Source organism: Nonomuraea roseola (genome assembly GCF_039535395.1).
Taxonomy (GTDB): domain Bacteria; phylum Actinomycetota; class Actinomycetes; order Streptosporangiales; family Streptosporangiaceae; genus Nonomuraea; species Nonomuraea roseola.
The window spans coordinates 2,146,643-2,160,371 of sequence record NZ_BAAAXC010000015.1 but is presented as its reverse complement, the minus strand read 5'-3'; the positions used below and the strand labels follow the sequence as shown (position 1 = coordinate 2,160,371).

Annotated in this window: 13 protein-coding genes; 10 read left to right on the top strand and 3 right to left on the bottom strand. The window is 70.9% G+C overall.

Annotated features, from left to right (window positions below):
- Nucleotides 1–11 precede the first annotated feature (11 nt).
- A complete protein-coding gene (locus ABFX55_RS33370; protein ID WP_346126623.1) occupies nt 12–1,031 on the top strand; it encodes a UDP-N-acetylmuramate dehydrogenase in 1,020 nt (339 codons plus the stop codon).
- Here ABFX55_RS33370 and ABFX55_RS33365 read toward each other — a convergent pair.
- Nucleotides 1,028–1,408, bottom strand: coding sequence for an ester cyclase (locus ABFX55_RS33365; RefSeq protein ID WP_346126622.1), 381 nt, complete (start codon nt 1,406–1,408; stop codon nt 1,028–1,030). The two genes, ABFX55_RS33370 and ABFX55_RS33365, sit on opposite strands and share 4 nt — an antisense overlap.
- A gap of 187 nt (nt 1,409–1,595) precedes the next feature.
- On the opposite strand from ABFX55_RS33365, the gene ABFX55_RS33360 reads away from it, so the two are divergent.
- On the top strand, nt 1,596–2,162 hold the full coding sequence (locus ABFX55_RS33360) for a TMEM165/GDT1 family protein (RefSeq protein WP_346126621.1): 567 nt from the start codon (nt 1,596–1,598) through the stop codon (nt 2,160–2,162).
- Nucleotides 2,163–2,169: 7 nt separating this feature from the next.
- Here the strand turns inward: ABFX55_RS33360 and ABFX55_RS33355 are convergent, their stop codons facing one another.
- Complete coding sequence (locus ABFX55_RS33355; protein WP_346126620.1) at nt 2,170–5,049, bottom strand: ATP-binding protein; 2,880 nt, start codon at nt 5,047–5,049, stop codon at nt 2,170–2,172.
- Nucleotides 5,050–5,138: 89 nt separating this feature from the next.
- Nucleotides 5,139–5,291 (bottom strand): hypothetical protein, encoded by a 153-nt coding sequence (locus tag ABFX55_RS33350; protein ID WP_183651698.1) that lies wholly within the window; start codon nt 5,289–5,291, stop codon nt 5,139–5,141.
- Nucleotides 5,292–5,455: 164 nt separating this feature from the next.
- On the opposite strand from ABFX55_RS33350, the gene ABFX55_RS33345 reads away from it, so the two are divergent.
- The 8 genes from ABFX55_RS33345 to ABFX55_RS33310 all read left to right on the top strand — a co-directional run bounded on the left by ABFX55_RS33345 (nt 5,456) and on the right by ABFX55_RS33310 (nt 13,671).
- Nucleotides 5,456–6,496: a beta propeller repeat protein gene (locus tag ABFX55_RS33345; RefSeq protein WP_346126619.1), complete on the top strand. Its 1,041-nt coding sequence runs from the start codon at nt 5,456–5,458 to the stop codon at nt 6,494–6,496.
- An 81-nt stretch (nt 6,497–6,577) separates the two neighbouring features.
- On the top strand, nt 6,578–7,519 hold the full coding sequence (gene deoC, locus ABFX55_RS33340) for a deoxyribose-phosphate aldolase (RefSeq protein WP_183651692.1): 942 nt from the start codon (nt 6,578–6,580) through the stop codon (nt 7,517–7,519).
- A gap of 5 nt (nt 7,520–7,524) precedes the next feature.
- Nucleotides 7,525–8,940: an aldehyde dehydrogenase family protein gene (locus ABFX55_RS33335; RefSeq protein WP_346126618.1), complete on the top strand. Its 1,416-nt coding sequence runs from the start codon at nt 7,525–7,527 to the stop codon at nt 8,938–8,940.
- 162 nt (nt 8,941–9,102) lie between these two features.
- Entirely contained in the window at nt 9,103–9,948 is an 846-nt protein-coding gene (locus ABFX55_RS33330) for an aldehyde dehydrogenase family protein (protein ID WP_346126617.1), read from the top strand.
- 115 nt (nt 9,949–10,063) lie between these two features.
- Nucleotides 10,064–10,915 carry an SPFH domain-containing protein gene (locus ABFX55_RS33325; protein WP_183651686.1) on the top strand — a complete coding sequence of 284 codons (852 nt, stop codon included), beginning with the start codon at nt 10,064–10,066 and terminating at the stop codon, nt 10,913–10,915.
- Nucleotides 10,908–11,063: a type II toxin-antitoxin system antitoxin gene (locus ABFX55_RS33320; RefSeq protein WP_183651684.1), complete on the top strand. Its 156-nt coding sequence runs from the start codon at nt 10,908–10,910 to the stop codon at nt 11,061–11,063. The genes ABFX55_RS33325 and ABFX55_RS33320 overlap by 8 nt, the downstream gene beginning before the upstream one ends.
- A 55-nt stretch (nt 11,064–11,118) precedes the next feature.
- Complete coding sequence (locus ABFX55_RS33315) at nt 11,119–12,198, top strand: amidase family protein (RefSeq protein ID WP_346126616.1); 1,080 nt, start codon at nt 11,119–11,121, stop codon at nt 12,196–12,198.
- An 84-nt stretch (nt 12,199–12,282) separates the two neighbouring features.
- Entirely contained in the window at nt 12,283–13,671 is a 1,389-nt protein-coding gene (locus tag ABFX55_RS33310) for an MFS transporter (RefSeq protein ID WP_346126615.1), read from the top strand.
- The last annotated feature ends 58 nt before the right edge of the window (nt 13,672–13,729 follow it).

The window sequence follows — 13,729 nt, the reverse complement described above, 5'->3', positions numbered from 1 at the left end:
GCTTGTCGCTTATGGGAGACCTGAGGTTGCTCGCGCCGTACACCACGCTGGGCCTGGGCGGGCCCGCTCGCGCCTACGAGGAGGCGACGACCGCCGAGGAGCTGGTCTCGCTGGTGGCCGAGGCCGACAGGCGTGGTGAGCCGACGCTGATCCTGGGTGGCGGCAGCAACCTGGTGGTGTCCGACCAGGGCTTCGACGGCCTGGTGGTCAAGGTGGCCACGCGCGGGGTGACGGTCTCGCGCGACGGCGGCCAGGTGGTGGTCGAGGCCGAGGCGGGCGAGGACTGGGACCCCCTGGTCGCGCGGGCGGTCGCCGAGGGCTGGTCGGGGCTCGAGTGCATGTCGGGCATCCCTGGGCTGGTCGGGTCGACGCCGATCCAGAACGTCGGCGCCTACGGCCAGGAGGTCGCCCACACGGTGCGGTGCGTGCGGGTCTTCGACCGGCGCACGCGCGAGGTGGTCGACGTGGAGGCGCGCAGGTGCGGGTTCTCCTACCGCGACAGCGCCTTCAAGCGAGACCTGGGACGCTACGTCGTGCTCGGCGTCACCTTCGCGCTGGACGTCTCGGCGACGTCGGGCCCGCTCACCTACCAGGAGCTGGTGAACCGCGTGGGCGAGCGGGCCGCGCTGACCGAGGTGCGCGAGGCGGTGCTGGGGCTGCGCAGGGGCAAGGGCATGGTCCTCGACCCCGACGACCCCGACTCCCGCAGCGCGGGCTCCTTCTTCACCAATCCGATCGTCTCCGCCGAGCAGGCCGCCGCGCTGGGCGACGGATCCCCCCGGTTCGACATGCCGGACGGCTCGGTCAAGGTGCCCGCGGCGTGGCTGATCGAGCAGGCAGGGTTCCCGAAGGGGTACACGCGCGGTCCCGTGCGCATCTCCACCAAGCACACGCTCGCGCTGACCAACCCTCACGGCCACGGCACCACCGCGGACCTGATCGCGCTGGCCCGTGAGGTGCGCGACGGTGTGCTCGCGAAGTTCGGCGTCACGCTGGTCAACGAGCCCGTGATGGTCGGCTGCGCGCTCTAGCCCTGCATCCAGCGGGTGTCGGAGATCACCCAGTACTCCACGAACCTGTCGTTCTCGGCGCGCAGGATGTCGTGGCCGCTGAAGGCGACGCGGGCGTTCTCGGGAAGGGGCACGCCGGGGATGCCGCCCGTGTAGTCGCCCTCGAACGTCCAGCGGGCTGCGACGGTGTCGCCGTCGACGATCGGGCCGACGTCGAGCGTGACCATCACGTTCGTGAACGGCGCGTGGCCCTGCTCCAGGGCGCGCTTGAGCCCGTCGGGGCCGTGCACGTCCATGCCGGGCCAGTGGCCGACGAAGTCGTCCGACACCAGCTCGTCGGCCAGGTCGAAGTCGCCGTTCCACATCTCCAGCAGCCAGCGTCTGTACAGCTTGACCATGGTGATATCCTCAGTCCGATATGCCCGAAGGGGAGTAGTCCACAATCCGCGTGGTCGACATGCTGGCTCTTTTGCCCGGCTACGCGAGCCTGTAACAGGCGGACGAGACCTTCGGCCTGGCAGCCATGCCGGGCCGAAGTCGTGCTTCCCCAGGTCGCTTCAGGTCCGGCTGTACGAAAGAGGACCGTTGGAAGCGTTCTGGATCAGTCTTGGCGTGATTTTCGTAGCCGAGCTGGGCGACAAGAGCCAGTTGATGGCCATGACGTTCGCCACCCGTTTCAAGACCTGGCCCGTGCTGGCCGGCATCACCATCGCCACCACGGCAGTGCACCTGGCCAGCGTGGCCGTCGGCGGGCTGATCGGCGACGCGCTGCCGACCACGGCCATCTCGATCGTCGCGGGCATCGCCTTCCTCGGCTTCGCCCTGTGGACACTGCGCGGCGACGAGCTGACCGAGGAGGAGTCGCGCAAGGCCCAGCGGACGACCAGGAACGCCGTGATCGCCGTGACGGTGGCCTTCTTCCTGAGCGAGCTGGGCGACAAGACCATGCTGGCCACCATCACGCTGGCCACGCAGCACGGATGGCTCGGCACCTGGATCGGCTCCACTGTGGGCATGGTCGCCGCCGACGCCCTGGCCATCGTGGTCGGGCGCCTGCTCGGCAAGCACCTGCCGGAGAAGGCCATCAGGTACGGCGCCGCCGCCGCCTTCGCGGTCTTCGGCATCGCCCTGCTGGTCGAACCCCTGCTCTAGGACGGCGTCACGCCGACAGCAACGCCAGCCTGTGTGCGGCGGCGGCGGCCTCGCCCCTGGTCGCCACCCGCAGCTTGGCGAGGATGTTGGAGACGTGCACGCTGACCGTCTTCGCCGAGATGAACAGCTCGGCCGCGATGTCCCTGTTGGTACGGCCGAGCGCGACCAGGCGCAGCACCTCCAGCTCGCGCGGGGTGAGCAGGTCGGGCGAGGGCGCGGCGGGCTCCTCCAGCAGCGTGACACCGAGACGGCGGGCCAATCCCTCGATCTCGGCGACCAGCGGCGCGGCCAGCAGCGCGGTGGCGAGGGGATGGGCGGCGCGCAACCGGGAGGCGGCCCCCTCCTTGTCGCCCGCGCGTGCCCGTACGGTCGCCGCCCTCAGCAGCGACTTCGCGCGGGCGTGCGGCCTTTCGAGCCGTTCCCACGCCTCCGCCGCGGCGTCGAAGTCGCCGTCGAAGGTGAGCCTGTAGGCCTCGGACACCGGGCCGCTGACCGCCAGCGTGGCGGCCAGCTCGGCTGCCATCGCCCGCACCCGTGCCGCTCTCTCGGGCAGTCCTGGCTCGGCGGCGTCGCAGACGGTGCGGATCATCGAGAGGGTTCGCCAGGCCAGTGCGGCCTTGTGCGCCTGGTTGGGCCTGTTGAGCAGGCGTTCGGCGACGGCCAGCGCGTGGTCGGGCTCGCCCTTCAGCATGTGCCAGCCGATGTGCAGGCGGCTGCTGTTGGTGATGTCCTGGATGAAGTCCTCCTGGCGGTCCTTCAGGACGCCGAGCTCGGACAGTATCCCTTCGACCAGGTCCACCTCGCCTCTGCCCAGCGCGATGTCGGCGCGCCCCCTCATGAGGTGGTGGCGGGTGCTCTGGGTGGGGCCGAGGCTGAGGGCGTGGTCGATGACCTGGACGGCCTCCTCCCACCTGCCCAGGCTCTCCAGCGCCTCGGCCAGGTTGTTGAGGATGAAGGCGCCCGAGGCTCTGACCCTGCCGTACTTCTTGGCCAGCGCCTCGCCCTCGCGGCCCAGCTCGATGGCCTCGCGGGAGCGGCCCAGCTCGTTGAGCGCGTCGATGTTGTTGGCCACCGCGCGCAGGATCAGCTGGCCCGAGCCGACCTCCTCGCCCAGGCGCATGGCGCGCGTGTTGGCCTCGAAGGTGCGCTCGATCTCTCCGTCGAGGGAGTATCCGAGGGCGAGGTTGATGATCAGCTCGCCCTCGATGACCCTGTCGCCGAGCTGCCTGGCCAGCGCCAGACCCTCCTCGGCCAGCATGGTGCCCTCGGCGACCTGGCCGGTGAGCATGAGGTGGCGGCTGAGCTTGACGAGCACGTCGGCGCGGGTGCTGCTCGGCTCGGGGACCAGGCTGAGAGCGTGGCGGAAGTTCTCCAGCGCGCCTGGCTTGGTCTTGGCCAGCTTGAAGTTGCCCCAGCGCACCAGGAGCGCGGCGACCCGTTCGGGCTCGGCCGACTCCTCCAGCTCGCTGAGCGCGGCCTTGACGAACTTGACGCCCTTGTCGATGTCGGCGCAGGCGTGGGAGGCCTCGGAGGCCCGCTCCAGCACCGCCGTGTGGTCGGCGCCGATGTCGCCGCAGGCGCCCGGCACCTTGTCCCACAGCATGAGGACGCGTTCGAGCAGGGGGATGGCCTCGGTGTAGGCGAAGGCCTTGAACGACTTCTGCGCCGCCTCCCACGCCGAGATCAGCGCCCAGTGGTCGTCGCGCGCGCCGTACCAGTGGTGGGCGATCTCGACCGCCGCCCTGCCAGGGGGCACGAGGGTGCGGTCGCGGGAGATCTCCTCGGCGTAGCGACCGTGCAGGCGCTGGTGCTCGCCGGGCAGCAGTTCGTCGTGGACGGCCTCGCGGATCAGCGCGTGGCGGAAGACGTAGGCGCGGTTGTCGGCGATCTGCAGGACGTTGCCCGCGATGGCGGGGCGCAGCGCGGCCTCGAGGTCGAGCTCCGACAGGCCGCTGACGGCCGACAGCAGGGCGTGGCCGACCCGGATGCCGCCCGCGGCCGCGATGCGCAGGACGCGCTGGGTCTCCTCGGGAAGGCGCTCGACCGAGCCGAGGATCAGGTCGGTGAGGGAGTCGGGCACCTCGCCCGCGCCGTCGTCGCACTCCATCAGGGCCTCGACGAACAGCGGGATGCCCTGGCTGCGCTGGTAGACGGTCTCGATGCGGGAGTAGAGCGGCGGGACGCCGAGAATGCCGGCCATCTGCCCTGCGACCTCGTCGCGCGACAGGCGCGGCAGGTCGAGCCTGAGCACGCCGGCCACCCGGCCCAGCTCGGCCAGGACGGGGCGGAGAGGATGCTGGCGGTGCAGGTCGTCCGAGCGGTAGGTCAGCACCATGAGCACCTGCGACTCGCGCAGGTTGCGGCTGAGGAAGGCGATCAGGTCGCGGCTGGACCTGTCGGCCCAGTGGATGTCCTCCACGACCAGCACAACGGGCCGCGACTCGGCCAGCCGTTCGAGCAGGGTGAGGAACTGCTCGAAGAGCCTGGCCCTGCCGGTGTTGGTGTCGCCGTCCGCGCTCGGCTCGCCGAACTCGGGCAGCAGTCTGGCCAGGTCGCGCTCGGCGCCCTCGGGCAGCAGCGAGCCGATCCTGGCCGTGCCGATCTCTCTGACGAGCTGGCGGAGCGCGGCGGTGAACGGAGCGTAGGCGAGGCCGTCGCTGGAGAGCTCGACGCAGCCGCCGAACAGCACGTGCGCGCCGTCGGCCGCCGCGCGCTCGGCGAAGCTCTGCACCAGTCGGGTCTTGCCGACCCCTGCTTCGCCGCCCAGCAGGACGGCGGTGGCCGCGCCCTTACGCGCCTCGTCGAAGGACTCCGTCAGGACGGTCAGCTCCGCTTCCCGCCCCACGAAGACGGGACTGACCGATCGACCTATCACGTCCTCAAGCATGGCATGCCCTTTAGAGAGGTTACGACCGGTTTAGGGGGGCTGTGGGGCCCGGCCGCGAGGGAGGATGCGGCCGGGCTCCTTGGGGGCGGTCACGACTTCCTGAACTTGCTGAAGAGCGAACGGTGGCGACGCTCGGACTCACCCGACTTCTGCGCCTCGCGTACTCGGCGGTGCATGGCCGCCGCCTGACGAAGCTCCTTGGCGTGGGACTGCATGAGCTGGTACTCAATTTCCGGGTTCACGGCCGGATCTCCTGTTTCTTCATGCGACTTGCTGACATGTTCAAGAATCCGGCTAAGGCCCACCCCGCCACATCGGGCGGATGCCCTATCTCTGCCGAACCATCGGCTTACGACTACCTAGGACACGCCTGGGGGCCGCCTTAGACCGGCGACGATGGTGCGCCGTGAAGCTATGGACGATCATCGTGGCGGCCTGCGTGCTCCTCATCGCGGACGCTCCCGCCGCAGCTCACGGACATGGGTGGCAGGTCTCGCTGATCGGCGAGACCGGTATGTGGGGCGGCTTTCGCGAGGTCTCCTCCGGCGGGCCGCAGGACGCGTGGGTGATACGTGCGGGGCTGCCTCCGCTGCGGTGGAACGGCGTGGAGTGGCACGGCGAGCCGGGTAAGGCGGGGCCGTACCTGGTCAGGCAGGCCGGGCAGGGCGTGACCTGGACCTTCACCGACGGCCCTGCCCGCGTGGACGTGCGGCGCATGGCGGAGGGCCAGTGGAGCAGGCTGCCGATCGAGGCCGAGTCCGCGCACGTGACCGCGGCGGTGGCCACGGGGGCCGACGAGTGCTGGGCGGCGGGGCTCAGGCTCTCGCGCGACGGTATGACTGACGGGCTCTGGCACTACGAGGGACAGGCGTGGCGCCCGGTCGCCGCCCCGCTGCCGATCAGCGACCTCGCCGCGGCTCCAGGCGGGCACGTCTGGGCGCTCAGCAGCCCGGGGGAGTCCAACCTCGGCTACGGGGGCGAGCGCGCCGCCTCGATCCTGCGCTGGACGGACGGGGAGTGGCTGCGCACCCCGATTCCGGCGATCGCGCTGCCCGAGGGCGGACACCTGGAACTGAACGACCTCGCCATGCCGTACGCCGGTCTCGGCTACGCGGTGGGGGCGATCACGGTGGGCGGCGCGCCGCTGGAGGCGGTGGTGCTGCGCTGGGACGGCGTCGCGTGGGAGCGGCTGCCTCACCGTCCCCCCGCGACCGCCTACACCCACGTGACCACGGACGGCGGCAGCGGGATATGGCTGGCAGCCGCGCGGACGGGGCTCCCTGGCGCGCTGGTGCGCTTCGTGGACGGCTCCTGGTCGCAGATCTCCGTCATGCCCGAGGGCTCCACGCACGCGGAGGTGCGGGGGCTGGCCAACGTTCCCGGCACCTCCCAGATGTGGGCCACGGTCGACGCGGGCGGCACGAGCGCGGTGCTTACCTACAGGTGAAACAGATGATGCTGACGAAAAACGAGCGAACATTCGGGCAGCTCCGGTTTGGAACTACCCATCCCGGTCGGCGATGCTGTGATGGTGTCAACTGTGACTACCTCGCTCGCGGACGTGGCCTCTTCGGACGCCACGCTGCGGGCCTTCCTGCACGGCCTTCCAGGTGTCGACCGGGTGGGCGCGGACCAGCGGGCGGCGATGCTCGGTACCCGCTCCATCAAGACGACCGCCAAGGCTCAGGCCATCGACCTGGCCATCTCGATGGTCGACCTCACCACCCTGGAGGGCGCCGACACGACCGGCAAGGTCCGGGCGATGTGCGCCAAGGCGATGCACACCGCTGAGGGTGCGCCCCGGGTGGCCGCCGTCTGCGTCTACCCCGACCTGGTCGCCGTCGCCGTCTCCGCGCTGAAGGGCTCGGGGGTGAAGGTCGCCTCGGTGGCGACCGCCTTCCCCAGCGGCCGTTCGTCCCTCGAGGTCAAGGTGAGCGACACCGCGCTGGCCGTGGCGGCCGGCGCCGACGAGATCGACATGGTGATCGACAGGGGCGCCTTCCTGTCGGGCGACTACCAGAAGGTCTTCGAGGAGATCGTCGCGGTGAAGGCCGCCTGCGGCGAGGCGCACCTGAAGGTGATCCTCGAGACGGGCGAGCTGGCGACCTACGACAACGTACGGCGGGCGTCGTGGCTGGCGATGATCGCCGGCGCCGACTTCATCAAGACCTCCACCGGCAAGGTGTCGCCCGCCGCGACGCTTCCCGTCACCCTGATCATGCTCGAGGCCGTGCGCGACTTCCGTGACGTCACGGGGCGCCAGGTCGGCGTGAAGCCCGCGGGCGGGATCCGCACGACCAAGGACGCCATCAAGAACCTGGTGCTGGTCAACGAGACCGTCGGCGACGACTGGCTGAGCCCCGACTGGTTCAGGCTCGGCGCCTCCTCCCTGCTGAACGACCTGCTCATGCAGCGCCAGAAGCTCGCCACAGGCCGGTACGCCGGTCCCGACTACTTCACCCTGGACTGATCGAGATGTTCGAGTACGCACCTGCGCCCGAGTCGCGCGATGTCGTGGACATCAAGCCGTCCTACGGGCTGTTCATCAACGGCGAGTTCGTCCCCGGCTCCTCCTCCTTCAAGACCGTCAACCCCGCGACCGAGGAGGTCCTGGCCGAGGTGGCCGTCGCCTCCTCCGACGACGTGGACCGCGCGGTCCAGGCCGCGCGCAAGGCCTTCGGGGTCTGGTCGTCGATGCCCGGGGCCGAGCGGGCCAAGTACCTCTTCCGTATCGCCCGCATCATCCAGGAGCGCGCCCGCGAGCTGGCCGTCCTGGAGTCGCTCGACAACGGCAAGCCCATCCGCGAGTCGCGGGACGTGGACGTGCCGCTGGTCGCCGCGCACTTCTTCTACTACGCCGGATGGGCCGACAAGCTGGCCTACGCCGGGTTCGGCGACAGGCCGCTCGGCGTGGCGGGCCAGGTCATCCCGTGGAACTTCCCGCTGCTGATGCTCGCGTGGAAGATCGCTCCGGCGCTGGCCTGCGGCAACACGGTGGTGCTCAAGCCGGCCGAGACCACGCCGCTGACCGCCCTGCTGTTCGCCGAGATCTGCCAGCAGGCCGACCTGCCGCCCGGCGTGGTCAACATCGTGACGGGCGCGGGCGAGACGGGCGCCGCGGTCGTCGCGCACCCCGACGTCAACAAGGTGGCCTTCACCGGCTCCACCGAGGTCGGCAGGATCATCGCGAGGACCGTCGCGGGCACGTCCAAGAAGCTCACGCTGGAGCTGGGCGGCAAGGCGGCCAACATCGTCTTCGAGGACGCAGCCATCGACCAGGCCGTCGAGGGCATCGTCAACGGCATCTTCTTCAACCAGGGGCACGTGTGCTGCGCGGGCTCGCGCCTGCTGGTGCAGGAGTCCGTGCAGGACCAGCTGCTCGACTCCCTGCGCAGGCGTCTCAGCACGCTGAGGCTCGGCGACCCGCTGGACAAGAACACCGACATCGGTGCGATCAACTCCGCCGACCAGCTGGCGAGGATCAGGCAGCTGTCGGACCTCGGTGAGCAGGAGGGCGCCTCGCGCTGGTCTCCCGCCTGCGAGCTGCCCGAGAAGGGCTTCTGGTTCCCGCCGACGATCTTCACCGGCGTGGCGCAGTCGCACAGCATCGCGCGCGAGGAGATCTTCGGTCCCGTGCTGTCGGTGCTGACCTTCCGCACGCCTGCCGAGGCCGTGGAGAAGGCCAACAACACTCCGTACGGCCTGTCCGCGGGCGTCTGGACCGAGAAGGGCTCGCGCATCCTGTGGATGGCCGACCGGCTGCGCGCCGGGGTCGTCTGGGCGAACACCTTCAACAAGTTCGACCCCACGTCCCCCTTCGGCGGTTACAAGGAGTCCGGTTACGGCCGGGAAGGCGGGCTCGCGGGGCTGGAGGCCTACCTTGACGTGTGATCATCGCCTGACCAGGAGGCGGACCAGGCGCGCTCAGGCCACCCGTGGCCACGCCTACGCCCGTACCGGGCGCCCGACCAGGACCGGCTGGTTCGCCCACCGCTGCGGGGTGAGCCGCTGCGGCCAGATCTTCGTTACCGTACGGCCGGCGGAGGAGAAGCGATGAGCAGGCTCAGCGTGCGCAAGACCTACAAGCTGTTCATCGGAGGGGCGTTCCCGCGCTCCGAGAGCGGGAGGTCGTACGTCGTGACGTCCCCGAAGGGCGACTTCCTGGCCAACGCCTCAAGGGCGTCGCGCAAGGACGCGCGTGACGCCGTGACGGCGGCGCGCAAGGCGTTCCCCGGATGGTCGGGGGCCACGCCGTACAACAGGGGGCAGATCCTCTACCGGATCGCCGAGATGCTGGAGGGGCGCCGGGGCCAGTTCGCCGAGGAGCTGCCTCTGGGCAAGAAGGCAGGGCTCGAGCAGGTCGACGCGGCCATCGACAGGCTGGTCTGGTACGCGGGCTGGTCCGACAAGATCGCTTCTGTCCGCGGGTCGGCCAACCCCGTGGCGGGGCCGTACTTCAACCTGTCCACGCCCGAGCCCTCGGGCGTGGTGGCCGTGATCGCCCCCTCGGATCCGCTGCTCGGGCTGGTCTCGGTCGTGGCTCCCGTCATCGTCACGGGTAACACCGCCGTCGTGGTGGCCTCGGAGAGCTCGCCGCTGGCCTCCATCACGCTGGCCGAGGTGCTGGCCACCTCCGACCTGCCGGGCGGCGTGGTCAACATCCTGACGGGGCACCAGGCCGAGCTGGCGCCCTGGCTGGCCGCGCACATGGACGTCAACGGGCTCGACCTCACCGGGGTCGCCGATCCCGACCTGGCGCTGAGGTGCGAGCAGGAGGCGGCCGAGAACCTCAAGCGGGTCATCCGCCCGAGCTCGCCCGACTGGTCGGCCGATCCCGGCATCCGCAGGATGACGGCGTTCATGGAGACCAAGACCGTCTGGCATCCCGCCGGAGTCTGATCGACGCATCGAAGGGGATCGGCGGCGTCTCTGACGCCGCCGGTCCCCTTCGGCGTTCTCTCCGCCGGTTTCATGGGCTATCGTAGTGATATCACTTCAATAGCAAGGGGACACGATGGAGAAAAGGGCCTTCCGGCTGAACGGGTTCCTCGTCCTCGCCGTGCTGATCGTGCTCGGCGTGGCCGCCGGCCTCGTGGGCGTCAACGCGGGCGAGATCGCGCTGATGGGACTGGGCCTGGCCTGGGTGGTTCTCGCCGTGGTGATCCTGACGGGCTTCACGGTGATCAACCCCAACGAGGCCAAGGTCGTGCAGTTCCTCGGCCGCTACGTCGGCTCGGTGGCCGAGGCGGGCTTCCAGTGGGTGCTGCCCTTCACCAGCAAGCGCAAGATCACGCTGCGGGTGCGCAACTTCGAGACCACCAAGCTCAAGGTCAACGACGCCGACGGCAACCCGGTGGAGATCGCCGCAGTGGTCGTCTACAAGGTCGTGGAGACCGCGCGCGCCACGTTCTCGGTCGACGACTACGAGGAGTACGTCGCGATCCAGTCGGAGGCCGCCGTGCGGCACCTGGCCACCACCCACCCCTACGACTCGCACGAGCCCGCCCGCACCAGCCTGCGTGACGGCGCCGAGGTCGCCACCGAGCTGACGACCGAGCTGCGCGACCGCACGGAGCTGGCGGGGGTCGAGGTGCTGGAGGCCCGCATCACGCATCTGGCCTACGCCCCCGAGATCGCCCAGGCTATGCTCGTGCGCCAGCAGGCCGCCCAGGTCGTCGCGGCTCGCACGAAGATCGTGGAGGGCGCTGTCGGCATGGTGCAGCTCGCGTTGGACAGGCTCGCAGCCGAGGGAGTCGTCGACCTCGACGAGGAGCGCAAGGCGCAGATGGTCTCCAATCTCCTGGTCGTGCTCTGCGGTGACCGGGCGACCCAGCCGGTGGTGAACGCCGGCAGCCTGTATGCCTGAGAAGAAGAAGCTCCTGCTCCGCCTCGACCCCGCGGTCTACGAGGCGATCGCGAAGTGGGCCGCCGACGACCTCAGAAGTGTCAACGCGCAGATCGAGTACGCGCTGCGCGCCGCACTCAAACAGGCGGGCAGGGAGCCCAGATCCTGATCGGGCCTGGCCCCGGCCTCTGGTGAACGCCTCCCCGTGGGGCCAGAATCGGTTCATGGTGTGGGCAGGCAGGTCCGCGATCGAGATCGCGGAGGCCGTACGCCAGGGGGAGGCCACGGCCACCGCGATCGCCGACGACCTTCTCCACGCGGTCGGCGCGGACGGCGAGCGCCTGGCCGACGAGGCGCGTGCCGTACAGAAGAGGGCCGATCTCCATGAGCTGCCGCTGGCGGGGGTGCCCGTGGCGGTGGCTCCGGCCGGGGAGCGGCCCGCGCACGCGAGATTGCGGGCGGCGGGCGCGCTGCTCGTCGAGACGGGACGGCCCTGCGCGGAGGACGTGGCGGCGGGGCTGGTGCCGCTCGCGCTCGGGAGTGACGAGTTCGGCTCGCTGCGCACACGGGCCGCCTGCCACGGGGTGCTCGCGCTCAAGCCAGGAAGGGGAGTGATCCCCGAGGCCACGCGCGAGTGGCGGGAGTGGGCTCCCCTCGCCCGCACGGCCGAGGACCTGGCGCTGGTGCTGTCGGTGCTCGCGGGCGAGCCCGAGCTGGCCTCGGCCTGGCGCGATCCCGGCCCCGCAGGACAGTGGGGCCTTCCCGACTTCGAGGACGACGACTGGCTGCTCAGGCCGCCCCGTGGCGTCCCGCCCAGGCGCTCGGGCCTGCGCGTCGCCGCCGCTCCCCAGCCGCTGCCTCGAGGGCTCGGGGTACGAGCCGGCTTCAGGGCGGCGGTCGCGGCGGCAGCCGAACGCCTGCGGGAGGCGGGGCACACGGTCGTCGACCATCCCGCCAGGCTGCCCTCCTTCCTCGTCCTCGCCACGATCGCCGGCGGGCGCTCCCCTGGCCGCGTGCGAGAGAGGGGCGGCGGACTGGGACGCCGTAGTCGCGAGCGCTGGCGCGACTACGGCGCCGACCAGTGGTTCGGCGACGCCGACGTGCTGATCGTGCCCGCGCTCGCCGCCCTTCCCCTGCCCGTGGGCAGGACACGCCTGCGCGACATCGCCGTCGTGGCTCCGTGGAACCTGTCGGGCTGGCCCGCGCTCTCCCTGCCCTTCGGCGCCCGTCCTGGAGGCGTGCAACTCGTCGCTCCTCCGGGCTCCGAGCCGCACCTGCTGCTGCTCGCCGCCCAGCTCGCCTGACTTCCTTACGGCAGCCTGCACCTGACAGGTGTACCTCCAGCAGGGCGCTGGTCGGCCGATCGCGTCCGCACCACGCTGGTCGGCATGACGAACGACACCTCACTGGGCGCCCGCGGCCGGCTGATCCTCATCACACTGTGCGGCGCCACCTTCATGACAGGACTCGACTACTCGATCATCACCGTGGCGCTCCCCGCGATCGGCAGGGACCTCGGCTTCGCCACCGCTTCGGGGCTGCAGTGGGTGGTGACGGCCTGCCTGCTGCCCACGGCGGCGTTGATGCCGCTGTTCGGCAGGGCCTCCGACGTCGTGGGACGGCGAAGGCTGTTCATGGCAGGGGTGGTCGCCTTCATGGCCTTCTCCCTAATGGCGGCGCTCGCCGCGCTCCCCGGCGTGCTGGTCACCGCGAGGGCGGGGCAGGGCGTGGCCGCGGCCATGATCGGTCCGACCGCGCTCGCGTTGATGACCTCCGCCTTCCCCGAGGGGCCGAGGAGGGTCAGGGCCATGGGGGTGAACGGCGCGCTGCTCTCGCTCGGCTTCGTGATCGGCACGATCGGCGGCGGCCTCATCACCTCGGGGCTGAACTGGCGATGGACGATGCTGATCCTCATGGCGATCGGCGCCCTCGTGCTGCTCGGCGCGGTGAGCGTCGTGCGGGAGAGCGAGAGCGGGAGCCTCGCCAGGCTCGACGTGCCCGGCGCCGTCCTGGCGAGCGCAGGGCTGTTCGCGCTCGTCTACGGCATCTCGGCGGGCTCGTGGCTCTCCGTGGGAGCCTCGGTCGTGCTCCTCGGCCTGTTCCTGGTGGCCGAGGGCAGGCATGTCGCCCCGCTCGTGCCGCTCGGGCTGCTGCGCCGTACGACGGTGAAGTGGGGGATGACGCTCGGCCTGGTCACGTTCGGGATGTGCGGAGGGGCGACGTTGCTGCTCAGCATCCACATGCAGGACGTCCTGGGGTACTCGGCGCTGCAGACGGGGCTGGGCTTCCTCGGGGAGGGCGTCGCGGCGTTGGCGGCGGGGGCCTTCGCGGCCCGTCTGATGTCCACGATCGGCACCGTGCGGGTGCTCACCGCCGGGCTGGCCGTCCAGGCCGTGGGAACGGCCGCGATGGTGTTCCTGCCGGTCAGCGGCGGCATCGGAGTGTTGCTCGCGACATCGGCCGCGATGGGGTTCGGGCACGTGCTCGCCGTGGTGGCCACCATCACGACGATCACCTCAGGTCTCTCCGACGACGATCAGGGGGTGGCGGGGAGCCTGGCGCAGATGCCCACGTTCGTGGGGGCGATCGGCGTGGCGGCGCTGACCGCCGTCGCCGCCGCCCGCTCGGCCGCGCTCGCGCCCGAGGCCACGGCGTCAATGGCGACGCTCGGCGGACTGCACGCGGCCTTCCTGGTGGCGGGGGCGGTCGCGCTGCTGGGCGCCCTCGCGGCTCCGCTGGTGCTCGCGCGCCCCGCCGACCGGCTCGTGACGGCCTGAGCGGATCAGGCCTGAGCGGATCAGCTGTGAGCGGGTCGGGCGGCCTCAGCGTCGGGAG

Excerpts from the sequence above, each read along its gene's own strand:
- ABFX55_RS33320 (WP_183651684.1), top strand. The coding sequence starts at position 10,908 with ATGCCTGAGAAGAAGAAGCTCCTGCTCCGCCTCGACCCCGCGGTCTAC.
- ABFX55_RS33310 (WP_346126615.1), top strand. The coding sequence starts at position 12,283 with ATGACGAACGACACCTCACTGGGCGCCCGCGGCCGGCTGATCCTCATC.
- ABFX55_RS33330 (WP_346126617.1), top strand. The coding sequence starts at position 9,103 with ATGAGCAGGCTCAGCGTGCGCAAGACCTACAAGCTGTTCATCGGAGGG.
- ABFX55_RS33365 (WP_346126622.1), bottom strand. The coding sequence starts at position 1,408 with ATGGTCAAGCTGTACAGACGCTGGCTGCTGGAGATGTGGAACGGCGAC.
- ABFX55_RS33315 (WP_346126616.1), top strand. The coding sequence starts at position 11,119 with ATGGTGTGGGCAGGCAGGTCCGCGATCGAGATCGCGGAGGCCGTACGC.
- ABFX55_RS33325 (WP_183651686.1), top strand. The coding sequence starts at position 10,064 with ATGGAGAAAAGGGCCTTCCGGCTGAACGGGTTCCTCGTCCTCGCCGTG.
- ABFX55_RS33370 (WP_346126623.1), top strand. The coding sequence starts at position 12 with ATGGGAGACCTGAGGTTGCTCGCGCCGTACACCACGCTGGGCCTGGGC.
- deoC (WP_183651692.1), top strand. The coding sequence starts at position 6,578 with ATGGTGTCAACTGTGACTACCTCGCTCGCGGACGTGGCCTCTTCGGAC.
- ABFX55_RS33355 (WP_346126620.1), bottom strand. The coding sequence starts at position 5,049 with ATGCTTGAGGACGTGATAGGTCGATCGGTCAGTCCCGTCTTCGTGGGG.
- ABFX55_RS33335 (WP_346126618.1), top strand. The coding sequence starts at position 7,525 with ATGTTCGAGTACGCACCTGCGCCCGAGTCGCGCGATGTCGTGGACATC.